General features: G+C 32.7%; 25 protein-coding genes. 19 read left to right on the top strand and 6 right to left on the bottom strand.

Annotation, left to right across the window (positions count from 1 at the left end; translation table 11 throughout):
* Positions 1-55: 55 nt before the first annotated feature.
* Entirely contained in the window at positions 56-1,153 is a 1,098-nt protein-coding gene (gene serC / locus MHH69_RS08750) for a 3-phosphoserine/phosphohydroxythreonine transaminase (RefSeq protein ID WP_341362132.1), read from the bottom strand.
* Positions 1,154-1,616: 463 nt separating this feature from the next.
* Here serC and MHH69_RS08745 point away from each other — a divergent pair, with 463 nt between their 5' ends.
* The 5 genes from MHH69_RS08745 to MHH69_RS08725 all read left to right on the top strand — a co-directional run bounded on the left by MHH69_RS08745 (position 1,617) and on the right by MHH69_RS08725 (position 6,675).
* Entirely contained in the window at positions 1,617-1,793 is a 177-nt protein-coding gene (locus MHH69_RS08745) for a YjcZ family sporulation protein (protein ID WP_122970614.1), read from the top strand.
* Positions 1,794-1,941: 148 nt separating this feature from the next.
* Positions 1,942-2,058 (top strand): YjcZ family sporulation protein, encoded by a 117-nt coding sequence (locus MHH69_RS08740; protein ID WP_122970615.1) that lies wholly within the window; start codon positions 1,942-1,944, stop codon positions 2,056-2,058.
* Positions 2,059-2,288: 230 nt separating this feature from the next.
* On the top strand, positions 2,289-4,424 hold the full coding sequence (locus MHH69_RS08735) for a DUF2339 domain-containing protein (RefSeq protein WP_341362131.1): 2,136 nt from the start codon (positions 2,289-2,291) through the stop codon (positions 4,422-4,424).
* Between the two features lie 71 nt (positions 4,425-4,495).
* Positions 4,496-5,278: an SDR family NAD(P)-dependent oxidoreductase gene (locus MHH69_RS08730; protein WP_341362130.1), complete on the top strand. Its 783-nt coding sequence runs from the start codon at positions 4,496-4,498 to the stop codon at positions 5,276-5,278.
* 248 nt (positions 5,279-5,526) lie between these two features.
* A complete protein-coding gene (locus tag MHH69_RS08725) occupies positions 5,527-6,675 on the top strand; it encodes a toxic anion resistance protein (RefSeq protein WP_445954568.1) in 1,149 nt (382 codons plus the stop codon).
* 49 nt (positions 6,676-6,724) lie between these two features.
* Here MHH69_RS08725 and MHH69_RS08720 read toward each other — a convergent pair whose 3' ends face one another.
* A complete protein-coding gene (locus MHH69_RS08720) occupies positions 6,725-7,081 on the bottom strand; it encodes a CotD family spore coat protein (RefSeq protein ID WP_341362129.1) in 357 nt (118 codons plus the stop codon).
* A 515-nt stretch (positions 7,082-7,596) separates the two neighbouring features.
* Here MHH69_RS08720 and MHH69_RS08715 point away from each other — a divergent pair.
* From MHH69_RS08715 to MHH69_RS08680, 8 genes are all read left to right on the top strand, one after another.
* Positions 7,597-8,496: an ABC transporter ATP-binding protein gene (locus MHH69_RS08715; RefSeq protein ID WP_122970620.1), complete on the top strand. Its 900-nt coding sequence runs from the start codon at positions 7,597-7,599 to the stop codon at positions 8,494-8,496.
* Positions 8,489-9,727: an ABC transporter permease gene (locus MHH69_RS08710; protein ID WP_341362128.1), complete on the top strand. Its 1,239-nt coding sequence runs from the start codon at positions 8,489-8,491 to the stop codon at positions 9,725-9,727. The genes MHH69_RS08715 and MHH69_RS08710 overlap by 8 nt, the downstream gene beginning before the upstream one ends.
* A 223-nt stretch (positions 9,728-9,950) precedes the next feature.
* Positions 9,951-11,708 carry an ABC transporter transmembrane domain-containing protein gene (locus tag MHH69_RS08705; RefSeq protein WP_341362127.1) on the top strand — a complete coding sequence of 586 codons (1,758 nt, stop codon included), beginning with the start codon at positions 9,951-9,953 and terminating at the stop codon, positions 11,706-11,708.
* Positions 11,705-13,474, top strand: a complete 1,770-nt coding sequence (locus tag MHH69_RS08700; RefSeq protein WP_341362126.1) for an ABC transporter ATP-binding protein — start codon at positions 11,705-11,707, stop codon at positions 13,472-13,474. The genes MHH69_RS08705 and MHH69_RS08700 overlap by 4 nt, the downstream gene beginning before the upstream one ends.
* Positions 13,475-13,647: 173 nt before the next feature.
* Positions 13,648-14,574, top strand: coding sequence for an EamA family transporter RarD (rarD, locus tag MHH69_RS08695; RefSeq protein ID WP_341362125.1), 927 nt, complete (start codon positions 13,648-13,650; stop codon positions 14,572-14,574).
* Positions 14,575-14,764: 190 nt separating this feature from the next.
* Complete coding sequence (locus tag MHH69_RS08690) at positions 14,765-15,475, top strand: cytochrome c biogenesis CcdA family protein (RefSeq protein WP_122970625.1); 711 nt, start codon at positions 14,765-14,767, stop codon at positions 15,473-15,475.
* A gap of 48 nt (positions 15,476-15,523) precedes the next feature.
* The gene (locus MHH69_RS08685) at positions 15,524-15,883 is read left to right on the top strand and encodes a response regulator (RefSeq protein WP_122970626.1); all 360 of its coding nucleotides are present in this window, start codon (positions 15,524-15,526) and stop codon (positions 15,881-15,883) included.
* A gap of 130 nt (positions 15,884-16,013) precedes the next feature.
* Positions 16,014-16,505: a CcdC family protein gene (locus MHH69_RS08680; protein ID WP_122970627.1), complete on the top strand. Its 492-nt coding sequence runs from the start codon at positions 16,014-16,016 to the stop codon at positions 16,503-16,505.
* A gap of 53 nt (positions 16,506-16,558) precedes the next feature.
* Here MHH69_RS08680 and MHH69_RS08675 read toward each other — a convergent pair whose 3' ends face one another.
* The gene (locus tag MHH69_RS08675; protein ID WP_277749706.1) at positions 16,559-16,990 is read right to left on the bottom strand and encodes a DUF2621 domain-containing protein; all 432 of its coding nucleotides are present in this window, start codon (positions 16,988-16,990) and stop codon (positions 16,559-16,561) included.
* Positions 16,991-17,114: 124 nt separating this feature from the next.
* Between MHH69_RS08675 and MHH69_RS08670 the strand changes: the two genes are divergently transcribed.
* The 5 genes from MHH69_RS08670 to MHH69_RS08650 all read left to right on the top strand — a co-directional run bounded on the left by MHH69_RS08670 (position 17,115) and on the right by MHH69_RS08650 (position 19,092).
* Entirely contained in the window at positions 17,115-17,333 is a 219-nt protein-coding gene (locus MHH69_RS08670) for a DUF1659 domain-containing protein (RefSeq protein ID WP_341362124.1), read from the top strand.
* 29 nt (positions 17,334-17,362) lie between these two features.
* Positions 17,363-17,590, top strand: coding sequence for a DUF2922 domain-containing protein (locus MHH69_RS08665; protein WP_122970629.1), 228 nt, complete (start codon positions 17,363-17,365; stop codon positions 17,588-17,590).
* A gap of 86 nt (positions 17,591-17,676) precedes the next feature.
* The gene (locus MHH69_RS08660) at positions 17,677-17,805 is read left to right on the top strand and encodes a YvrJ family protein (RefSeq protein WP_122970630.1); all 129 of its coding nucleotides are present in this window, start codon (positions 17,677-17,679) and stop codon (positions 17,803-17,805) included.
* Positions 17,806-17,920: 115 nt separating this feature from the next.
* Positions 17,921-18,535 carry an SCO family protein gene (locus MHH69_RS08655; RefSeq protein WP_122970631.1) on the top strand — a complete coding sequence of 205 codons (615 nt, stop codon included), beginning with the start codon at positions 17,921-17,923 and terminating at the stop codon, positions 18,533-18,535.
* 125 nt (positions 18,536-18,660) lie between these two features.
* Positions 18,661-19,092 carry a CBS domain-containing protein gene (locus tag MHH69_RS08650; protein WP_122970632.1) on the top strand — a complete coding sequence of 144 codons (432 nt, stop codon included), beginning with the start codon at positions 18,661-18,663 and terminating at the stop codon, positions 19,090-19,092.
* A 169-nt stretch (positions 19,093-19,261) separates the two neighbouring features.
* Here MHH69_RS08650 and MHH69_RS08645 read toward each other — a convergent pair whose 3' ends face one another.
* Positions 19,262-20,368, bottom strand: coding sequence for a methionine biosynthesis PLP-dependent protein (locus MHH69_RS08645; protein WP_122970633.1), 1,107 nt, complete (start codon positions 20,366-20,368; stop codon positions 19,262-19,264).
* Positions 20,369-20,564: 196 nt separating this feature from the next.
* A complete protein-coding gene (gene mscL, locus MHH69_RS08640) occupies positions 20,565-20,957 on the bottom strand; it encodes a large conductance mechanosensitive channel protein MscL (RefSeq protein WP_122970634.1) in 393 nt (130 codons plus the stop codon).
* Between the two features lie 143 nt (positions 20,958-21,100).
* On the opposite strand from mscL, the gene MHH69_RS08635 reads away from it, so the two are divergent.
* Positions 21,101-21,790, top strand: coding sequence for a lytic transglycosylase domain-containing protein (locus MHH69_RS08635; RefSeq protein ID WP_122970635.1), 690 nt, complete (start codon positions 21,101-21,103; stop codon positions 21,788-21,790).
* Positions 21,791-21,949: 159 nt separating this feature from the next.
* Here the strand turns inward: MHH69_RS08635 and MHH69_RS08630 are convergent, their stop codons facing one another.
* Positions 21,950-22,207: a GlsB/YeaQ/YmgE family stress response membrane protein gene (locus MHH69_RS08630; protein WP_122970636.1), complete on the bottom strand. Its 258-nt coding sequence runs from the start codon at positions 22,205-22,207 to the stop codon at positions 21,950-21,952.
* Positions 22,208-22,870: the final 663 nt, after the last annotated feature.

Below are 22,870 nucleotides of genomic sequence, written 5' to 3'. Positions count from 1 at the left end.
CACTCAGTAGTTTTAAAATAAAAAAGACCCAATTATTAAAATTGGGCCATTTCATTTATTGATGTTTTTTCTGGAATTCAATCATAAAATTAGTAAGGGCTTGACATGCTTCAACCGGAACAGCATTGTAAGTTGATGCACGGCATCCTCCCACTGAACGGTGACCGTTCAAACCTACAAAGCCAGCTTCTTTTGCCTCAACAAGGAATTGTTTTTCTAGCTCTTCATCAGCAACACGGAATGTTATATTCATTAATGAACGTGATGATAACTCCGCATGTCCTTTATAAAAGCCATTACTTTGATCGATTACATCATAGATTAATTTTGCTTTGGCTTCATTGTTTTTCTCAATACCTTCGAGCCCACCTTGCGCTTCAACCCATTTAAGAACTTCCCCTAACATGTAAATACCAAAGGTTGGTGGAGTGTTATATAAAGAATTTGAATCTGCGTGTGTTGTGTATTTTAACATAGTAGGAATGTTCTTGTTCGCTTTTTCAAGTAGATCTTTTCGAATAATGACAACGGTAACACCTGATGGACCAAGGTTCTTTTGGGCACCAGCATAAATAAGACCGAATTTACTAATATCAACAGGCTTAGAAAGGATATCACTAGACATATCTGCTACTAAAGGTACTTCGCCGGTATGAGGGAATTCCTTCCATTGTGTGCCATAAATTGTGTTGTTAGAAGTAATGTGCACATACGCATCTGTTTGATCAAATTGAATTTCGTTTAAAGTGGGGATATTTCGATATTTATTTTCTTTTGAACTAGCAGCTTCTGCTGTTTTTCCAAAAAGTAATGCTTCTTTTAATGCTTTTTCAGACCATGAACCTGTCAATACATAACTCGCCCTTTGACCTTCTTTTAAAAAATTCATCGGTACCATCGTAAATTGAAGACTAGCACCACCTTGTAAAAAAAGAACTTCATAGTTATCAGGAATAGCATATAACGCTTTTAATCGAGCGATTGCTTCGTTATGTACTGCATCATAATCTTTACTACGATGACTCATTTCCATTATGGACATTCCAGCGTTGTTGTAATTGATCAGTTCTTGTTGAGCTTTTTCAAGTACTTCTAGTGGTAGAGCTGATGGACCTGCATTGAAATTAAAAGCACGTGTAATGGTTGAATTCAAATGAACCACTCCTTGAAGAAATTTAATTGATATAGTTGATTATATACTGAATTTTACGTAAGTGGTTTTGAATATTAGATAAAAGTAATAAAAATTTTGATTTTTCGAATTTTATCGTAAATAAATAATACATATTTATACTAAATTTTTTTACTCAAAATATTTTATATATAAGATTCTTTTGAAGTGATGATAGTTTTTCGATAAAAGATGTACAAAAACCTTTCGAAAAATAACGGATTCGAAATACAGTCTATTTCAGAAAAATATTTGATTCTTAAACGTATGTCTTGCTACTAGTTTTTTTCAAAGCATTTATTAATCTGAGGTTAAAAAAATCTACAGTTTTATAGCTTTTTATGAAAAAGAATCTATTTTTTCTTAAGAAGCTCCACACTTGTCCATAACCTTACATTCTTAAAGTCATAAAGTAGAAATAGAACTGAGGAAAGGAGGATATGGCATGGGTTACTCTAATGACGTAGGTGGTGTAGGCGACTACTGTAATAATGTAGGAGGAGTAGAAGACAATCATTGTAATGGTGGTTCCGGCGGATTCGGCGGCGGCTTTGCATTACTTGTAGTTCTATTCATTCTTCTTATTATCATCGGTACGCAATTCAATAAAAGATACTATTAGTATTTTTTATTGATCAAAAGAATGGGAGCGCTATCCCATTCTTTACTACATAAATTGTAAAATCCTTTTAAAACTAAACATTTGTCCCTAGTAATGCCGGGTATTAGTCATAAATTGTTAGTATCTTAGATAAAGGGGGAGAAATGTTATGCATTATAATTCATATGGTGATGGTGGTTACTCTAAAAATGGAAATGAATTTGTTCTACTCGTCGTTCTGTTTATTCTTTTAATTATCGTTGGAGCATTCTACTTCAACCACTAAAATATCATCGAACACCTTACGGGATTTTAAAGCTAGTTGGCTTTAAAATCCTTTTTATTTGTCTGTAATTAGAAAGGATTTCCAATTATAATTATAGAAAAGAGGAATACAGAGCTAAGACAGGAGTATATTTATAACATGCGTTTTCAGGATTTGGTTGGCCGTGTGAAAAGAAACATACATAAACGATTGAAATGATTAAGTAATAAATCAGTTTTGGAGGAACAAAAATGCAAAATGACACTGAAAAACGTATTGATTATCTTGAAAAAGAAGTACGTGAGTTGCGATTAGAACTAAATCAGTTAAAATCAGCTACAACGGGTTTTGAACAGCCATTACCAATTAAAGTAAAAAAGACAGTTGAAAAAGTACCGATGGAATTACAGAAAGCAAAAGTTAATCCAGTCAATTCAACTGAAAAAACTCGACCAAAGATTCAAACAGTCCCCCCTTCCAAGAAGCAAGCTTTACCACCAAAAAAACAAAAAAGCTTTGAAGAAATCATCGTTTGGTCTTTACCAAAAATATTTATGATTATTCTCGTTTTAGGTGTTTTATGGGGATTAAAACTAATTAGTGACTTTGGATTGCTTTCAACGGAAGTTAAACTCGTCTTAGCTTATGGATTATCAATCGCGTTATTTGTAATTGCGTACAGAATGGACAAAATGAAAAGGGATACTTCACAAGTTTTAACCGTTGTTTTATATGGTGGAACATTTTGTATCGGGATCTTAACAACAGCAGCTGGAGCAATAATTTATGAAGTTTTAGGACTTTATTTTGCTTTATTGATTGCCTTCGTTTACATTGCATATGGAGTAGCTATTTGCTATGTGAAGAAGAATGAAGTTCTTTCAATATTCGTCATGTTCACTTCGTTGCTTTTACCGTACTTGTTAGAATATATGGATTTTAACGGACCGTGGATATTACTGTACGTTTTGATTATTTTTATTGCCATGCAGTTTATATTGATTAAACATGTTCAAAAAATTGCCCTTTATATTACATACGGTTTTTCCATACTAGCAGTAATAATTATTTGGCTACTCAATCAAGAACATCACTGGTTTTATTTATCTAGTGTCATTATTTTAAATGGTTTATTGCTTTATGTTTGGTGGCATCAAAATAAAGTAAGAGGGAAATATATTGCGTTCCACGAAGGTTTATTGTTTAGCTTAAGCGGATTAACCGTTGCAATCGTAAATTTCATTACAAATGAACCGGAACTAGCTTTGTTCTTCTTAACGATTATTTATATACAATTTGCTTACCAAGCTTATCGAAATAAAATAAAACAACTCGTAGATGTTATTGGAACGTTATTAATACTTACCGTATTTAACATGTTACTTGCTTTGGATTTATCCAATACAATAGACATCGTATTATTTCCTTTCAGTGCTTTTTTATCAATCATGTTGGCTATTCGAATTGGCGCTACGATTATGAAAATAACGTATAGTATTTTAATGACGATTACCGTTTTCAATCATTTATTACTAAGTGATGTTAAACCTTTTTGGACGATTGAACACGCAAACTATTTATTCATTTTAGTTTATTTAATTGTTATTTTCTTATATGTACAAAAACAAAGAGCCGTTAAAGTTAATGATAATTCAAAAGCAACCATTTCTTTCTCAGGAGATCTATTGCCCATTATCATTACAAGCTTTTTCTTCTTTTATGTTAATCAATTTGACTATAGTTACATTTCAAACGATTACCCATATGCAACCTTTATATTAATAGCTGTTGCAACGTTTGGAAGTATCTTTATGCCAAAACGATTAACTGGGCGGGCATTAAAATATGTACTAATCTTCGCCTTTACTATTTCAACAATCAACTTACTACCGAGTCATTACGTATTTGGATTAGATATTTGGCTAAATATTTTTGCGCGGTTCATTTATATATGTTTCATCATATGGTTTATGGTGGATATTTTAATGAAAGGTACTCTCTATGAAACTTGGATTCGAAAAGTAAAAATCGATTTAGATGGACTTCATACGGTATGTATTTTGGCTGGGATGATGTTGTTGTATGGGCTACTCAATCAATTACAATTTGATCAATTGTTAAATCCGATATTTGTGATTGCTAGTAAAACAATACTTTTATTTATCGTTTCTAGCATTTCTTTATGGATCAGTACCACTTATCATTACAAGAAAGTAAAAGTAATGGGGTATGCCCTCATTGTTATCGCCATCTTTAAACTTGTATTTTTCGATTTAAGTTCTTTAAATCTATTTATTCGTGCCATTTTATTTATATCCATTGGAGGTCTTGGTTTATTTCTATCAAACAAATTATTATCAAAGAATGGTAAAGTGGAAGAAAAATAGAAAAATTCCCACAATTGAAATATTTTTTTATATAATTTAATTATCTTTCAAGAACAAAGGAGTTATCGAATATGGATTTAGGATTAAAAGATAAAGTAGCGATTATTACAGGAGCTAGTAAAGGAATTGGTTTATATACCGCTTTACAACTTGTCAAAGAAGGGGTGAAAGTAGTCATTGCTGCCCGTACGGCATCAACTTTAAATGAAGCAAAAGCATTTATCCAACAACATACTGGGCAGGAAATTTTAACGATCTCTTGTGATGTTTCAAAAGAAGAAGATTGTAAACGTCTAATTGAAGAAACAGTACAACATTATGGGAAATTAAATATTTTAATTAACAATGCCGGAACATCATCTGCCAACTCATTTGAAGATGTCGATACAGAACGATGGCATGCAGACTTAAATTTAAAATTATTCGGAGCAATCCATTGTTCGAAATATGCACTCCCATATTTAAAGGAACAAAAGGGTGGAGCGATTTTAAATTTAACAGCCGTACTGGCAAAAACGCCACCAGCTTCCAGCTTACCTTCTACAGTGAGTCGATCAGCTGGTCTTGCGTTAACGAAGGCAATGAGTAAAGATCTAGGAAAATATAATATCCGGGTAAATTCTGTTTGTATTGGCTTAATTCGCAGTCGCCAAATCGAAGAAATATGGCAAAAGGAAATGCCAGATCATACTTGGGAAGAATATTCAACAGAAGTAGGGAAATCTATTCCACTAGGACGTATTGGAGATACGGAAGAAGCTGCAAATGTCATAACATTTTTAGTTTCCGATGCGGCATCCTATGTAACGGGTACTGCCGTAAACATTGATGGTGGTTCTGGTGCAGCGTTATAATCCTGTTCAATCCTGGTTGTTTCGGCAATCAGGATTTTTTCTATTATGTTAGTTAAATTTTAAAGATATTATGAATATACATTGAGCCTATTTATGACTATTGTTTCTGTAGTTTTCAATCGAAAATGAAACTTTTTTGCCATGTAAATCGTATGTTTTATATAAACGAATATGGTAAATGATTAGAGAAGAGTATACTTACTATTTTAGATTCAATAGATACCATTTGTTAGAACGGAGGATAAAAGATGTCTGAAACAAAAAATCCATTATTCGAAGATTTAGATACGATGGCAAAAGGTTCTACTGCTGAAGTTAAGGAAACGCCACAAACACAGCTTGTGTCTGAGCAAGAAATGTCCCAAATAAAAAAACGACAACTCGCTCTAAAACAAGAACCTCAAGTTCAGTCCCTAGCTGAAAAAATCGATGTAAAAAATCAAATTGCCGTCTTAGAATTTGGGAAAGAGACTGCTACAGCGATTTCGAATTTTTCAGATAAGATGCTTGCTACGATTAAAACGAGTAAGTTAGAAAAATCGAGTGAGTTAATACAAAACTTAAATAAAATTATGGATCGGTTTGATCCGCAAGATTTTAAAGAAGAGAAAAAAGGGAACTTTATAAAACGTCTTCTCAATAAAGGGAAAGAACAATTTGAGAGATTATTATCCAAATACGATACGATGAATAAAGAAATCGATGTCATTTACAATCAAATCCAAAAATATGAAATCGAAATGAAACGAAATACAATGGAATTGGAACAGATGTATGATCAAAACTTACATTACTTTCAAAGTTTAAGTGAACATATCGCTGCCATCGAAGTAAAACTAGAACAACTACAACCCCAAATTCCTATACTTGAAGCACGTGCCAACGAAGGGGATCAAGAAGCGATAATGGAGTTAGATTCGTTAAATCGTTCCATAGAGCTCTTAGAACAGCGCAGATACGATTTGGAAATGGCACAGCAAGTTTCTTTTCAAGCTGCACCTCAAATTCGTATGATCCAGCAAGGGAATAATCATTTAATCGGAAAAATTAACTCTGCTTTCGTAACAACAATACCTATTTTTAAACAAGGATTAATCCACGCCGTTTCTATTCAACGACAAAAATTAGTAGCAGACTCGATGAATGAATTAGACAAACGGACAAATGAAATGTTAATCCGTAATGCGGAAAATATACGGTCAAATAGTGTCAACATTGCTCGCACAGCGGGTCAGCCAAGCATTAAAATTGAAACAATTGAAACAACATGGCAGACCATTATGGCGGGTATCGAAGAGACAAAACAAATTCAAGCTGAAACGGTGCGTAATCGAGAAGAAGGTAGAAAACGGATTGAACAATTACAACTTGAATATGAAAAATTAAAAAGAATGTAAAATGAAAAAGATTACCTTCCACTAAAGAAAGGTAATCTTTTTTATTCATTTAGAAACCAAATCTTCTTCTTCTGTTCATTCCGCCAATACCGCCTACTCCGCCTGTTCCACAAAATCCGGCATTTCCACCGAATCCGCCAGGTCCCATTGGGAATCTATCTGCCCCTCGAACGAATTGATTAACAACAGATTCTGTTCTTGGGAAGAAGTGTTCATTATGAATTACATGTCTATTTACTGTAGTAGTGTGAATAGGATGAACATGTGGAACAACAGTGTTGATAATATTTGTTTTTACAACCTCTTGAGTTGGTGATACTCGTGTAGGCGCAACTCGTGTTGGTAAAACGTTTGGTGGACAGCAAATTGGATTATTGCAACGACCACGATGATGTTTTCTATGCATAAATTTTCCCCTCCTCTTTTTAATATTTACTGCAATAATAATGTATTCAATTGTAAGTAAATGAACTAGATTTTTACCTATTATATTGAAAGTACTAGCATAACAATTTTCTAATTTTATTTTTTTGTGATAAATTACCTTATTTTTATGAAAAGAGCCGAAGTTAATGTTAAAGGAATCAAAAAGCTTAAACTGGCCGATTTTACGCATGATATTTAGGGAAAACAAAAGCTAAAGACAGATAAGAATTCTATTAAATTTTGATAAATCATAGCTTTTTGAAAAGAAAATTCACCCATTTTACTCTTAAAATTCATGGTCAGATTTAAAAGTAAAATAATTTATTGGTATTTCATATCAAAAAATTCTCACTTAAAAGGGAAATTTCTTTATAATTGGAAAAAAGTAAGCGGATTTTATAATTCATGGAACTTTTTTAATTGTTATCCGTATAACAAAAGACAGCTATTAGTACAATACTCTTAGCAATCTAAAGTTCAGGAAGGAGCTATACAATGACTTTAGCCTTAAAACATGTAGTGAAAAAATATAAAGATTTCACTGCGGTTAACGATTTAAATTTCACAATAGGAAAAGGTGAAATTTTTGGTTTAATCGGTCAAAACGGTGCTGGAAAAACGACTACTTTCCGTATGATTCTTGATTTGCAAGAACAAACAGCAGGTAGTATAACATGGGATGGTTCACCGATTAATAAAATTAACCGTGATTGGTTAGGATATTTACCAGAAGAACGGGGTATTTTCCCACAAATGAAAGTTGAAGACCAATTGATTTTCTTCGGTAAATTACGAGGCATGAACCGCGATAAATTGAAAAAAGAAATTGATTTTTGGATTCAACGATTTGAATTAGAAGAGAAAAGAAATGAAAAAGCAGAAACATTGTCTAAAGGAAACCAGCAAAAAGTACAATTAATAGCTAGTTTCATTCACAAACCGAAATTTCTAATTTTAGACGAACCTTTTAGTGGCCTTGATCCAGTAAACCGCGATCTTTTAAAAAATGCCATATTACTTTTAAAAGAAAGAGGTGTTACGATTCTTTTCTCTAGTCACCAAATGGACAATGTAGAAGAGTTGTGTGACCATCTTTGTATATTAAAACGAGGTGTTTCATTGTTCTCTGGTAGTTTATTAGATTTGAAAAAACAATACGGGAAAACAAAGTTAACCATCCGTACAACTGTACCGAAGGAAGAAATAGAAAAAATGGCAGGGGTTAAAGACGTAAAAGTAGTGCGGGATGAGTATGTCCTAACGTTAATGGATGAATCCTTTGCAAAACCTATTTTTGAGTTGATTTCAAACGGTCAATATATTGAAAAGTTTAGTCTTGATTATTTATCCCTTGATGAAATCTTCAAAGATAAGGTAGGTGGCAATAATGAGTAAATTATCCATACTCGTTAAGCAACTTTATAAAGAAAAGGTAAGAGGGAAATCCTTTATTTTAATGACCCTTTTATACTTAGCTATTATTACAGTAGTAATGTATTGGTCCGATATTAAAGCACTGTTTGTTAACGATGAAGCTCTTCAAATCGCTTTAGTAAATGAAACACCAGTGGAATTAGAACCAATTTTCGCCTCCAATGATGACATTACGTTTAGTTATCCGACCGAGTCAAAAGAAAATCTATATAAACAATTAGAAGATGAAAAATTAGATGCGGTTGTAATTGTTTCAGATGAAAATGAATCAATAAAAGCGGAAATTGCTACATACACTCCTTTAAAGTTAAATGATCAATCTACCATTTCATCTTTAATCCAATATGCAGGTAGTATTTATGGTATTCAACAACTAAATTTAACAGCTGAGGAAGCAGAGAAAATATTAAACTCTGAACCGATTATTACAACAACAAATATTAATGAAGAAAGTGGAAATGCAAAAAGTGAAGATCAAAAACAATCTGGATTATGGGTATCATATGGTGTCGGTATTGTTATTTATTTCTTTGTTATGAGCTTCTTATCTATCATAACAACAGATGTCGCTTCCGAAAAAGGATCCCGTGCTTTAGAAATGTTATTAGTTAGTGTGAAACCAGGAACACATTTCCAATCGAAAATATTAGGTACAATGTTAGTCGCATTAACTCAGTTTGGTGTTATTTTCGGATTCCTATTTGTGCTCCTACGATTTACGGATGGCGGTTCAAAATGGGAAATCGTTCAGTCTATATTAAGTGATATTTCCTATTCATACGTATTTTACGTTCTTGCATTCCTATTGTTAACGGTTGTTCTTTATTTAATTATCGGAGCTTTATTCGGTTCCCTTGTTTCGAAAGTAGAAGAAGCTTCCCAAGTAATGATGCCTGCCATGATGATTACCTTAATCGGTTTTTATGTAATGATTTCAGGTATAGGTAACCCTGATACGATATTAATCAAAATATTCTCCTATATCCCATTGACTTCAGGAATGGTTATGCCAATGCGGATTGGAGCAACTGACATTTCCATTATTGAGCCTATTATTTCTTTAGTTATTCTTATTGTGACAGTTGTTGCCGCTTATATTTTAAGTCTTTCATTCTATAAGCGAAGTGTATTAACTTATAGTACAGGTGGCGTTATTGAAAAAATTAAAACTGTATTAAAAGTGACAACTTAATTTGTTTCGTCTCTATAAATAAAAGATATATGTTCGTTTCTTCGAACATATATCTTTTTTATTGCTTATACAACTTTCGACCGAAATGTTTCGAATATTGAATTATTTTTAGAAATCATCTTCACGCATTATACATTATTTGCTAAAATAAGTTGGTCTCATTCAAAGAACTGAAAATTCTAGAAATTAAAAATTTAAACTGAGGTAAGAAGAAGGTGAATCGATGAAAGTCTTTTTGAAATTAGGTTGGTTTTTTAAAGAAAGGAAAAAAGAGTATCTTATTGGGCTAACGATGCTTGCTTTAGTAGCGGTATTAAATTTAATTCCGCCAAAGGTTATAGGTTATGTCATCGATGAAATCGGTAGTCGTAAACTTACACCTGGTTCCCTTGGGAAATGGGTTGGTCTTATTGTAATTGTAGCCATTTTAGCATATATGCTTCGCTACTATTGGCGACTAATGATCTTTGGTTCATCCAATTATCTTGCGAAAAATTTAAGGGAAAAACTTTTCCGTCATTTTAGTAAAATGAGTCCGTCCTTCTATCAACAACGTCGAGTTGGTGACTTAATGGCCCATGCAACAAACGACATATCTGCGGTACAACAAACTGCAGGAGGCGGAGTATTAACTTTATTTGACTCTGTGACGACTGGTGGATTTGTGATTATTGCGATGGCTTTTACGATCGACTGGCGATTAACTTTAATTGCTTTAATTCCAATGCCACTTATGGCCATATCTACTAGTTACTATGGTAAATTACTACATTTAAAGTTTCGTGATGCACAAGCTGCCTTTTCTGATCTAAACGATAAAACACAGGAAAGTATTTCAGGTATCAAGGTCATTAAAACTTTTGGTCAACAAAAGGAGGATACTGATGACTTTACCCGACTTTCCAATGATGTAGTAGAAAAAAATATGAAAGTAGCTAAAATTGATTCTTTATTCGATCCGACCATTAGTTTAATTATTGGATTTAGTTTCATGTTAAGTCTCGGTTTTGGAGCAAAATTTATTCATGAAGGTACAATGTCAATCGGAGACTTAGTTGCTTTTAACACATACTTAGGTTTACTTGTTTGGCCAATGCTTGCCTTTGGTATGTTGTTTAACATTATGGAACGGGGATCTGCTTCCTATGATCGAATTGAACAACTTTTATCTGTTCCAGTTCAAATCGATGATAAAGAACAGGCAATTGATACAAAACCGAACGGTGATATTTTATTTTCAGTCAATGATTTTAAATTTCCTGGTGATGAAGCTAGCGCATTATATAACGTACACTTTGAATTAAAACAAGGCCAAACATTAGGAATTGTCGGTAAAACTGGTTCTGGAAAGACGTCAATTTTAAAACTGTTACTCCGTGAATTTGAAGGTTTTGACGGTGTAATAAAATTTGGGGATCACTCTATCGATGAATATAAAAAAATTAAATTGAGAGAAGCCATTGGTTACGTTCCTCAAGACCATTTTCTATTTTCAGCATCCGTTTATGAAAATATCGCATTTATTAACCCTAAAGCGGACAAAGAAACAGTGGAACGAGTTGCAAAGCTTGCCCATATACATGTTGACATTTTACGTTTTACTGAAGGATACGACACAATTGTTGGTGAACGAGGAGTTTCGCTATCTGGTGGTCAAAAGCAGCGGATATCGATTGCTCGTGCTTTAATGATGCAACCTGAACTATTAATTTTAGATGATTCTTTATCTGCAGTAGATGCTAAAACGGAAGAATCCATTTTAAAATCTTTGAAAGAAGCAAGAGAAGATTCTACAACGATTATTACATCCCATCGTTTAAGTGCCATTGAACATGCTCATCTCATTATTGTGATGCATGAAGGAACAATTGTAGAAAAGGGTACCCACGAGGAATTAATGGAACTCCAAGGACGTTATTATGAAATGTATCAACTTCAACAATTGGAACAATTAGTAGAAAAGGGAGGGGAAGTCAAATGAATAAACAACCAGCCTTTTCTAGTAAAGAACAAAGACAAATTGTTATTAGACTTTTTAGTTACTTGAAACCTCATAAAAAAGCAGTTTCTTTCGCCCTATTTTTATTATTGTTGACGGTTATTGGCGACGTTTTAGGACCTTATATAATAAAAGTATTCCTAGATGATCACTTAGCAGTTGGGAATTTTGATTTCCAACCAATAATTCTTCTAGCCGTATCTTATTTTATCATCCAAGTGTTAAATGTCGTTATTTCCTATTTGCAGTTAGTAAAATTCCAAGAGATTGCTTTAAAGATTATACAGCAACTAAGAATCGATGTATTTAAGAAAATTCATCAACTAGGTATGCGCTATTTCGATGATACGCCGGCAGGGACGATTGTATCCCGGGCGACAAATGATACAGAGGCAATTAAAGATTTATTTGTTTCCGTTTTAAGTACTTTCGTCCAAGCTGCTTTCCTAATTGTAGGGATATATGTTGCGATGTTTTTATTAAATCCATTGTTAGCATTATTTACACTCATTTTACTCCCGCTTATTTTCTTAGTAGTTTATTTATATCGAAAATATAGTTCCGTTGTCTATATGACGATGAGGGAAAAGTTAAGTCAATTGAACGCTAAATTAGCGGAGAGTTTATCTGGCATGGGCATTATCCAAGCTTTTAGGCAGGAAAAACGATTTAATGACGAATTTGACGAAATTAATCATGAGCATTACATAGCGATGATGAATAATACAAAGTTGAATAGTATTTTACTTCGTCCCGTTATTGATCTAATCTATTTTACTGCCATTGTCATTTTATTAACCTATTTCGGAATTACGTCCTTTGAAACGGCCATTGAAGTCGGAACGGTATATGCGTTTATCACATATATCAATCGATTTTTTGAACCTGTTAATAATGTAATGGAACGATTAGCGATTTATCAACAAGCCATCGTTGCTGGATCCCGAGTGTTCACTTTACTTGATGAAGAAGAAATCGAACCAAAACAAGGGGAAAGCAATGAACTTATCACTGAAGGTTTGATTGAATTTAAAAATGTTACTTTTAGTTATGATGGCAAAACAAATGTATTAAAAAATATTTCCTTTACAGTGAAACCTGGTGAAACGATTGCTCTTGTTGGACATACTGGAAGCGGGAAAAGTTCGATTATTAATTTATTAATGCGCTTTTACGAATTTGAACAAGGTGATATTTTCATAGATGGAGTTTCGATTAAATCCTATAGTAAAAATGAGTTAAGAAGAAAAATTGGTTTAGTACTTCAAGATCCGTTTCTATTTTATGGAACGATAGAAAGTAACATTAAACTATTTAATGATGAATTGACCGAAGAAGATGTAGTCGATGCAGCGAAGTTTGTTCAAGCCGACATGTTTATCGAACAATTACCAAACGGATATAAGCAACGGGTAACGGAAAGAGGTTCGACATTCTCAAGTGGTCAGCGCCAACTTGTAGCCTTTGCCCGAACGATTGCAACCAATCCAAAAATATTAGTTTTAGATGAAGCAACAGCATCGATTGATACAGAAACGGAAGTAGCTATTCAATCTTCCTTAGAGAAGATGAGAAAAGGGAGAACAACCATTGCAATCGCCCATCGTCTCTCAACTATTCAAGATGCTGAACAAATTTTAGTTTTACATCAAGGGGAAATTATTGAAAAGGGTACCCATCAAGAATTGTTAGCACAACAAGGGCTTTACCATAAAATGTATTTATTACAAAACGGAATCGTACAATAAAGGGGAGTAGGGGATGTTTCAAATTGAAACATCCCTTTCTTTCCTATCAATATTGCGCATTTTTTCTATTCTAAAGGTTTTAAAGGAATGAATGAGGCATAGTCATTTACTTCATTATTTTCGAGGACTATAATTGGTGTATTCTACAGATATAAATTGAAGAAGGTGTCAAAATGAATGAAAATCAAAAAGGTATTTTTTATGCATTCGCAGCATATGGAATATGGGGGATCTTTCCCCTTTACTGGAAGCTACTAAATCATGTTGATAGTTTAGAAGTATTAGTTTCCAGAGTAATTTGGTCCTTTGTTTTTACGTTTATTTTTATTTTAATCATTAAACAAAGACATTTACTTATGGAAGATTTAAAATCTTTATGGAAAAATAAAAAACTATTTCTATCTCTTCTAGCAGCTTCCTTCGTCATTTCTTGCAACTGGTTTTTATATATTTATGCAGTTAATAATGACCATGTAGTAGATGCAAGTTTAGGTTATTATATTAACCCATTAATTACGGTTGTGTTTGGAATGATTTTCTTTAACGAAAAGTTATCGAAGCTTCAATTATGTTCAGTACTTGTCGCATTCATTGGTGTGCTATTTTTAACTTTCGGCTATGGAAAAATACCATGGATAGCCCTTTTAATTGCCTTTAGTTTTGCAATTTATAGTGCATTAAAGAAAAAAATTACCCTGAATGCTACGCGTGGATTAGTAATCGAAACGTTATTTATGCTACCTTTCGCTTTAGCTTACTATATTTATATTATGTCTACTAATAAGATGTCCTTTTTACATTTTAATTGGCAAACGGATCTTTATTTAATTTTAGGTGGGGTAGTAACTGCATACCCTCTTATATTATTTGCAAAAGGGGCGAAATTGCTACCGCAATACGTAATCGGTTTTATCCAATATATGACTCCTACCATTGTACTTATTTTAGGAATCGTTTTATATCACGAGCCCTTTACATCAACGGAATTAGTATCCTTTAGTTTCATTTGGTTAGCAATCCTGCTCTTTACGATATCAACGATTATAGAGTCGAGAAAGAAACATATTTTAAACCAACAAACCGTAAATAGTAAAGTGTAGTTATTTATTTTAATAATTTGATTTTTTTAGAACTTATAAGGGGAAGTATAAAGATACTTAACATATCATTATTAAGTGAACATCGTATTGTCTTCATAATGAATTGGACATGAAATTTTCACATTCCTTTAAAGGCATTTTGATGAAAAGTTTGGTACGATGAAGACATTAATTGTAAGGAGAGAACTACATGAACACAGATGTTAATGTCTTTTTAGCATTCGGTGCAGGGTTTTTAAGTTTTATTTCGCCCTGTACTTTGCCCCTTTATCCAGCTTTTTTATCCTACATAACGGGGATGAGTTATGATGAGCTGAAAAATGAAAAAGGGATGTTACAAAAGAGAGCCATTTTACATACGTTATTCTTTTTAATTGGTTTTTCCATCATTTTTATTGCCATCGGTTTTGGAACTTCGTTGGCAAGAGATTTTTTCATCTCGTATCAAGATTTATTAAGACAAATTGGTGCAATTCTAATTGTCATTTTCGGGTTAATGATTGTAGGGTTATTACAAATTGATTTTTTAATGAAAGATCATAAATTTCAATTTAAAAATAGACCGTCTGGATACTTAGGTTCATTATTAATTGGCCTTGCATTTGCTGCAGGTTGGACCCCTTGTACAGGTCCGATTTTAATGTCTATTATTACTTTAGCAGGAGCTAATCCACAATCTGGACTATGGTATATGTTAGCTTACTACTTTGGCTTTGCAATACCGTTCTTTATATTATCATTCTTCATTTCTAAACTTGGCTGGATTCGTAAACATAGCCAAAAAATCGTTAAAGTCGGTGGGGTTATTATGATTGCTGTCGGAGTTTTACTATTTTTCGACGGTTTAGATTATATTATTCGCCTGCTTTCTCCTTTCTTTGGAGGATTTACCGGTTTTTAATAAACTAAAAGAAAATTGCCTGTAATATAGAAAAAAGGGGAATATATTATGCCAACAGTATTAATAGTAGACGATACACTTTTTATGCGAGTAAAAGTTGGCAATATGTTGAAGGAATGGGGTTTCGAAATTGTTGGGGAAGCTTCAAACGGTAAAGAAGCTGTAGAATTGTATAAACAATTACAGCCTGATCTCGTCATAATGGATGTTACAATGCCGATTATGTCTGGATTAGATGCTGTAAAAGAAATACTGCCCCAATATCCTAATGCAAATATAATAATGCTATCAGCTCTCGATCAACAAAAAATAATAGTTGAAGCAATTGAAGCGGGTGCAAAGGATTTTATTACAAAACCTTTTGAACAAAACCATTTGAAAATGATCGTTGATAATATTTTTGATTAATAATGAACTATAAAGAATCCTGCTAATCTTTTAGCAGGATTTTAATTGAGCATATTGTGGAATTTATTTAGAAAATAAGGTATTATCAATACGTTATTTTATATAGAGATTGCAAGAGGAGGGAAGAGTTATGTTCGTTAATATACCTTCTCAATATTTAATAATCGGTTCAACAGTAATGGCAATATTTATGGGATTATTTGTAATGTTTGTTCGTATTCGATCTCAAAAAAAACCAGTTACTGCTAAGAAAATCTTAATTCCTCCCATCGCTATGTCATCAGGTGCTCTGATGTTTATTTTTGAGGAATTCCGTGTTACACCGTTACAAATATTAGAAGCTGTCGTAGTTGGAATTATCTTTTCAACCGTATTAATTGCCACATCTAAATTTGAAGTAAGGCAAGATGAAATTTACATGAAACGTTCAAAAGCTTTTTTCTTTATTTTAGGAGGATTACTCATTATTCGAGTGTTTATGAAAGTAATTCTTTCTAATTCCTTTAATATAGGTGAACTTGGCGGAATGTTTTGGATTTTAGCATTCTCTATGCTATGGCCTTGGCGAATCGCCATGTTTATACAATATAAAAAAATTGAAAAAAGTTTAATTACAGCTTAAACAAAAGGGATTGTCGATGGACAATCCCTTTTGTTCATATGTAAAAAGATCACTTATTCAAAATATTGTTCATAAGGCGATACATCAATTTTCATTTCATCTAATTTTTTTCTTAAAAACTTATGATCCCGTTTTGGTGTTGCTTGAATATAACCTTTAATAATCAAATCATGGGTTATAGATTTCGCTTTTTCTTTTAAAGCAATTTCTCCAATTTTCCCCGCGATTTTTTCCTTTGCTACTTGTCGAAACAACTCAGGAACAGGACTTACTAATTCATTTAATAATTCCTTGGACTCATCATTCCAAAGATGGATTGTTTTATCTAAATAATAATTTTGCCAATCCAAATCTGACTTTCCATCCTGTTTTGGCAATGCCTTCAAAAATTTTCGGAACATGAAAAATCCACCAATACCCATTAACGTAATGAGGACGAATACCCAAAATAATATAAACCATAAAAACCAACCTTCTAAATTCAAACCGTTCACCTCTTTAATTTCAATAATATCTATTATAAAAGGAACTTCAAAAGTTTTCACTAAATTTAATGTCTCTTTTTCCATCATTAGAAGGTATTTATATTAATGAAAGGGGGAATGAAAGATGGCAGCATATAATTTTGAAAATGCCACATTAAAATTATCATTTGAAACAGGGGTTGATGAGCAAGGCAAGCCAATTATAACTTCTAAGACGTACAGAAATGTCCGTGCTAATGTGGAAGCTTCACAAATTGCTGCAGTAGTTCAAGTGTTAGCAAGTCTTTCAAACTACACATTACAAAAAGCACAAAAAATCGAAACTGAATCTGTCGAACTATAATGCAATGAAAAAAGAAGGGAGTTTTTTAAATGGCACAAGTATTAGAGTTGAAATTTGATACAGCCAATGGCAAAACAATGACACTATCTGTAAATGAACCGAAACCAAACTTAACACCTACGGAAATCACAGCGGCGATGCAAACAATTATGACAGCTGATGTTTTTCATAATGAAGGACATAAATTAGTAGCGATAAATCAAGCCCGTATTATTGAACGCAATATTTCGGAATTTAATTTAACACAAAATAGTTAAAGAACATCAGATTAGAAGTCGGCAAAATCATCCATCAGATTTTGTCGGCTTTTTTATTCAAGTTATATCGAATGGAGGAAAAATTGATGCAAGAATGGGTCTCTTTAGTTCAAGAAATCGGTTTTCCAATACTCGTATCATTTTATTTGTTATACCGTATTGAAACGAAACTTGATGCAATTCACACTGCCATTATATCCATGCATCAAAATTAATTGTTAAAATAAAGTGGTAAAATTCACAAATTTGTTCGAGAACTATTAACTCGAATGGTTGTACTAAGTTTAGTATTTCGATAATATGAGAGAAGGACTAGAGGGAGTGAATACATTGAAAAAGAAATTAGTCGGACTTATCGGAATACTAACACTTATAACTATTTTAAGTGCATGTAGCAATTATAAATTTAAACCGGATATTGAATATGAAGTGGAAGATTTTACAGCTATGAATCATCGCGGTGAAGAAGTTTCGCTCGAGCAATTAAAAGGGAAACCTTGGTTAGCTATGTTTATATTTACAAATTGTACAACGATTTGTCAGCCAATGACTTTTAATATGACAACAATTCAAGAAGAATTAGAAAAACGTGGAGTGGAAGATTACAACATTGTCGGTTTCTCCGTAGACCCAGCCAATGATACACCGGAAGTACTTTCTGAGTATTTAAGTCATTACACATTAGCAGATGAATCGAAATGGAATTTACTAACGAATTATGATCAAAAATGGATTGAACAGTTCGCATTAAATTCATTTAAATCATTAGTGAAAATGCCGAAAGAAGGGGATCAAGTTATTCATGGTTCAACTTTTTACCTTGTAGATGAAAAAGGAACGGCAGTTAAAAGTTATACTGGTTATTCTGACAGTGCAGATGGTGTTCCATATGAGACGATTGCAATCGATATGGAAACTTTAATTAAAGAAAGATTAGATAAATAAAATTTTAAAAAGTCAGGTATAGTTGCCTGGCTTTTTTTATGTTTTTTCTTTCCATTCATCCTTTTAGGAATAATTTTATTGAAATAACAGAAAATAAAAGTGTAAATTTGAATGGAGGTAAGAAAATGAAAACTGTTTCTGAAATCATGACGAAAGATATTAAAGTATGTACCCCCCACGATTCTGTAACAGCTGCTGCCAAAATAATGCGCGATATTGAGTGTGGTTCCGTACCTGTTTGTGAAGGAAAGGAAGTAGTAGGGATTATTACTGACCGTGATATCGTAATCACTTGTGTAGCAGAAGGAAAAGATAGTAATTCTGTTCACTGTCATGACTGTATGTCAACTGATGTTGTTACGTGTACAGCGGATACTGATATTCATGAATGTGCACGAATGATGGCACAGCACCAAATCCGTCGTATTCCAGTTGTAGAAAATGGAGAAATTGTAGGTATAATTGCAATTGGTGACTTAGCAAGAGAGAATATTTATGTGAATGAAGCAGGGGATGCTTTAAGTGATATTTCTGAGCACTCTCGTTACGATCATTAAAATGAATTAACGGTTAAAAGACGAAATATAAAAATCTGCTATTTTCTATGAAGTGTGTCAAATGGTCAATACAGAAGTCATAGCATTTTTTATGCTATGACTATTTTGGTTGACGTCATTGTCTACGAACATTTCATTAAAAACGAGCAGATTTTTCTTATGTTATGTTTTAAAACTCTTGTCTTAATTGATCAAATACTTGTTTTAAATCAGCAATAATATCCTCAGCTTCTTCTACTCCAACAGAGAAACGTAACAAACGATCATCCACACCACGTGCAACTCGCTCTTCATATGGAATATCCGCATGGGTTTGGGTAGCTGGGTAAGTAATAAAACTTTCAACTCCTCCAAGACTCTCCGCAAAGGTAATTAATTGAATTTTTTGAAGGAAAGGATCTACCATTTCTGCTTTTTGAACTCTAAAGGATAACATACCACCTTTACCGGTATACAAAACATCGCTTACTAAAGGTTCAGATTCTAGATAAGCGGCTACTTTTTTACCGTTTTGATCATGTTGTTTTAAACGAAGGTGCATCGTTTTTAATCCTCTAATGACAAGCCAACTATCCATAGGGGAAAGTACTAATCCCATTCCATTATGGGCAAAGGCTAATTTTTCACATAAACTTTCTCCTTTAGCAACGACTAATCCTGCTAATACATCATTATGTCCTGCAATATATTTCGTTGCACTATGTAATACAATATCTGCACCATGTTCGATTGGACGCTGGAAGTATGGTGTATAGAAAGTATTGTCAACGATAAATAATAAATGATGCTTTTTACAAATTGCTGCAAATTGATCAAGATCAAATTCAATCATAAGTGGGTTTGTCGGTGTTTCAAGGAAAATTGCTTTCGTATTTTCGTTAACAAGACCTTCTATCTCTTCAATAGAAGAAAAATAGACAGGGTTTATATTATATGTTTCACTAAACGTTTTTAATAAGCGGTATGTACCACCGTAAATATCATCAGGTACGATAATTTCATCTCCTGGTTTAAACAAGGAAAGAACGAGCTGAACTGCTGCCATACCTGAACTACAAGCAAAACCAGCATCACCATTTTCTAAGTCAGCAATACCTTTTTCTAAAATTTCACGTGTTGGATTTTTCGTTCGAGTGTAATCATATCCAGTCGACTGTCCAATTCCATTATGTTTATAAGCCGTTGACATATAAATGGGAGGATTGACAGCACCCGTTTTAATATCACTTAAATTTCCTAATTGAACAAGCTTCGTTTCAATTGAACGCTTTGTCATATAAATCACTTCTTTCTCTTTCAAAGTTGTCACATTTTACGAAACATTAGCAATGAACCGATTATTAATATAATTTATCACGTTAAAGTAGTGAAAACAACACTCTCGTAATGAAAGATAATATTTACATGGAAAAAGAATGAAAAAAGGTATAAATAAAAAGTATTTAACCAATAATAGCTAAATACTTTTTGAATTAAGATTGTTTATTTTTTAATAAATCACGAATTTCCATCAGTAGCTCTTCTTTTACATCAACTTCAGGAGCTGAAGGCTCTTCTGCTGTTTCTTCTTTCTTTTTACGATTTAATTTCGTTAATAGTCGTAATACCATAAAGATAGAAAAGGCAATAATAATGAAGTCAATGATAGATTGGATAAATACACCGAGTTTAATTTCTGCTTCGCCAATACCGAAAATAAGGCTATTTGTTAAATTTATACCACCTGTAATCATACCGATAAGTGGGGTAATAATATTTTCTACTAATGATGAAACAATTTTACCGAAAGCAGCACCAATAACAACACCGATTGCTAGATCGATAACATTACCTCTCATAGCAAATTCTTTAAACTCTTTCCACATTTTATATCACTCCTTGTTGTATAATACATAAATAGTATAGAAAGCTATTTTACATAAAGCTACCTTTTATTACAATATTTAAAATAAATTTTATTTAATTAATAGTTTTGAATCATAAATATCTCTTTAAGGATGTGGCTAAAGTGGCAAATAAAACTTTTAAAAAAAAGCCAAAAAAACCATTGATTAGCCCTGCTAAAAAATTATTTCTTATCGTTTTATTAATTCCTGTTTCCGTAACAGTTTATTTTTGTGTTTTTTTAGTTTGGGATAATATAAAAAATTTCTCCTCGCTTCATCATGAGGAGAAAATTAACATTCAAGAACATTTTGATATTGAAATTCCAGAGGAGTATATCCCTATATATATTTCAGCAGGAGAAGCATATGGAGTACCATGGACATTATTAGCAGCACATCATCGTGTAGAAACAAAATTTTCAACTATGAAGGAATTAATATCTCCCGCTGGAGCTGAAGGACATATGCAATTTATGCCGTGTACCTTTGTCGGTTGGAATCATCCAACATGCAGTGGGTTAGGAGAAGGGGAAATTCCTGCAGTTGAAAAAACAAATCCTGAAATGATCGAAAAATACGGTGGATTTGGGGTTGATGCAAATGGCGATGGTATAGCCGACCCTTACGATATTGAAGATGCCATTTATAGTGCAGCAAATTACTTATCAAAATCAGGAGCTTCTGACGGAGAGTTGAGAAAGGCCATTTTTAATTATAACCATAGCGAAGAATATGTAGAAGATATATTGTATTATTATCATCTATATGAAGAAGTCGGCGAGGAACTTGTACAATTGAGTCGAAAAAATTAAATATCATTTATAAAAAACTGCCTTTTTTCTACGGCAAAAAAAGACGAAAGACTCATCATTCATCGATTTGGATACATCATATAGTTTGAATGAGTGGAGACTTTCGTCTTTATCCGTAGTTAAAAACAAATTTTATTCTTTTTAGACAAGAACATTGAATTAAGTCGCTTTTCTCATTGATCTCATAATGAGACTTACAATAAAGATTAAAACGATTGCACCAATTAGAGCAGGGAAAACGTAAAAATCAGAAACTTGCCATCCCCAATTTCCTAACACAGCACTGCCGATCCAGGAACCAACGATACCGGCTACAATGTTTCCGATAATTCCTCCAGGCACATCTCTACCGATAATGACTCCAGCAAGCCACCCAAGTACTCCGCCAATAACTAAATACCAAATGAAGCTCATCATTATTTAGTCAACTCCTTTTATTTATTAAAAGCGTGTACTTACCTATAGCCTAAAATTTGATCATTAAACTTGAATTAAAGTCTTACATCCTAGGTAATACAGCTCTTTAGTAAGTAATATGCACAATTATTAAAGAACAAATGCATCAATACATTCGAATTTAATTGGATCCGTAAATCATCCAACGGTTTTCATTGAAAATTTTTAAAAAACGTTCACAAAATATTCAAAAACTTTTGCTTTTTTAAAAAAGAGGGAGTATAATTTCAAAAAAGAAATAAAAAATAAAAAAATGAGGTGTTTAGTATGGATATGAAAATGATGAAAAAGTTAAATCGACGTGGAATACTTTTGGCCTTTTTGCACAGTGTCATACTATTGAACCTCTCATGGGATTTATTTCTAATAAAATAACAATGCATCAGCAAAAGCCTAGTAAATACTAGGCTTTTTATTTTTTCAAAAAAAGATTTTTAACATCCATATGATAAGAGCTCCTTCAAAGAAAATGAATCTGATTATCAAAATTAATTATTGGATTTTATTTAATAAATCATAAAATTTTGAAAAAATTTCAAAATTAATTAAAAAAACATAATGCTTGTTATAACGTGATTGTAAACGATTACAAATTATTAGAGTTTTTCAAATTGTGAAAATAAT

The sequence above is a fragment of the Ureibacillus sp. FSL E2-3493 genome (assembly GCF_038077515.1).
In the GTDB taxonomy this organism is placed as follows: domain Bacteria; phylum Bacillota; class Bacilli; order Bacillales_A; family Planococcaceae; genus Ureibacillus; species Ureibacillus halotolerans.
Note: the sequence above shows the minus strand (reverse complement) of the source record. Positions and strands in the feature narration are given on the sequence as shown.

Excerpts from the sequence above, each read along its gene's own strand:
- MHH69_RS08745 (WP_122970614.1), top strand. The coding sequence starts at position 1,617 with ATGGGTTACTCTAATGACGTAGGTGGTGTAGGCGACTACTGTAATAAT.
- MHH69_RS08740 (WP_122970615.1), top strand. The coding sequence starts at position 1,942 with ATGCATTATAATTCATATGGTGATGGTGGTTACTCTAAAAATGGAAAT.
- MHH69_RS08735 (WP_341362131.1), top strand. The coding sequence starts at position 2,289 with ATGCAAAATGACACTGAAAAACGTATTGATTATCTTGAAAAAGAAGTA.
- MHH69_RS08730 (WP_341362130.1), top strand. The coding sequence starts at position 4,496 with ATGGATTTAGGATTAAAAGATAAAGTAGCGATTATTACAGGAGCTAGT.
- MHH69_RS08725 (WP_445954568.1), top strand. The coding sequence starts at position 5,527 with ATGTCTGAAACAAAAAATCCATTATTCGAAGATTTAGATACGATGGCA.
- MHH69_RS08720 (WP_341362129.1), bottom strand. The coding sequence starts at position 7,081 with ATGCATAGAAAACATCATCGTGGTCGTTGCAATAATCCAATTTGCTGT.
- MHH69_RS08715 (WP_122970620.1), top strand. The coding sequence starts at position 7,597 with ATGACTTTAGCCTTAAAACATGTAGTGAAAAAATATAAAGATTTCACT.
- MHH69_RS08710 (WP_341362128.1), top strand. The coding sequence starts at position 8,489 with ATGAGTAAATTATCCATACTCGTTAAGCAACTTTATAAAGAAAAGGTA.
- MHH69_RS08705 (WP_341362127.1), top strand. The coding sequence starts at position 9,951 with ATGAAAGTCTTTTTGAAATTAGGTTGGTTTTTTAAAGAAAGGAAAAAA.
- MHH69_RS08700 (WP_341362126.1), top strand. The coding sequence starts at position 11,705 with ATGAATAAACAACCAGCCTTTTCTAGTAAAGAACAAAGACAAATTGTT.
- rarD (WP_341362125.1), top strand. The coding sequence starts at position 13,648 with ATGAATGAAAATCAAAAAGGTATTTTTTATGCATTCGCAGCATATGGA.
- MHH69_RS08690 (WP_122970625.1), top strand. The coding sequence starts at position 14,765 with ATGAACACAGATGTTAATGTCTTTTTAGCATTCGGTGCAGGGTTTTTA.
- MHH69_RS08685 (WP_122970626.1), top strand. The coding sequence starts at position 15,524 with ATGCCAACAGTATTAATAGTAGACGATACACTTTTTATGCGAGTAAAA.
- MHH69_RS08680 (WP_122970627.1), top strand. The coding sequence starts at position 16,014 with ATGTTCGTTAATATACCTTCTCAATATTTAATAATCGGTTCAACAGTA.
- MHH69_RS08670 (WP_341362124.1), top strand. The coding sequence starts at position 17,115 with ATGGCAGCATATAATTTTGAAAATGCCACATTAAAATTATCATTTGAA.
- MHH69_RS08665 (WP_122970629.1), top strand. The coding sequence starts at position 17,363 with ATGGCACAAGTATTAGAGTTGAAATTTGATACAGCCAATGGCAAAACA.
- MHH69_RS08660 (WP_122970630.1), top strand. The coding sequence starts at position 17,677 with ATGCAAGAATGGGTCTCTTTAGTTCAAGAAATCGGTTTTCCAATACTC.
- MHH69_RS08650 (WP_122970632.1), top strand. The coding sequence starts at position 18,661 with ATGAAAACTGTTTCTGAAATCATGACGAAAGATATTAAAGTATGTACC.
- MHH69_RS08645 (WP_122970633.1), bottom strand. The coding sequence starts at position 20,368 with ATGACAAAGCGTTCAATTGAAACGAAGCTTGTTCAATTAGGAAATTTA.
- mscL (WP_122970634.1), bottom strand. The coding sequence starts at position 20,957 with ATGTGGAAAGAGTTTAAAGAATTTGCTATGAGAGGTAATGTTATCGAT.
- MHH69_RS08630 (WP_122970636.1), bottom strand. The coding sequence starts at position 22,207 with ATGATGAGCTTCATTTGGTATTTAGTTATTGGCGGAGTACTTGGGTGG.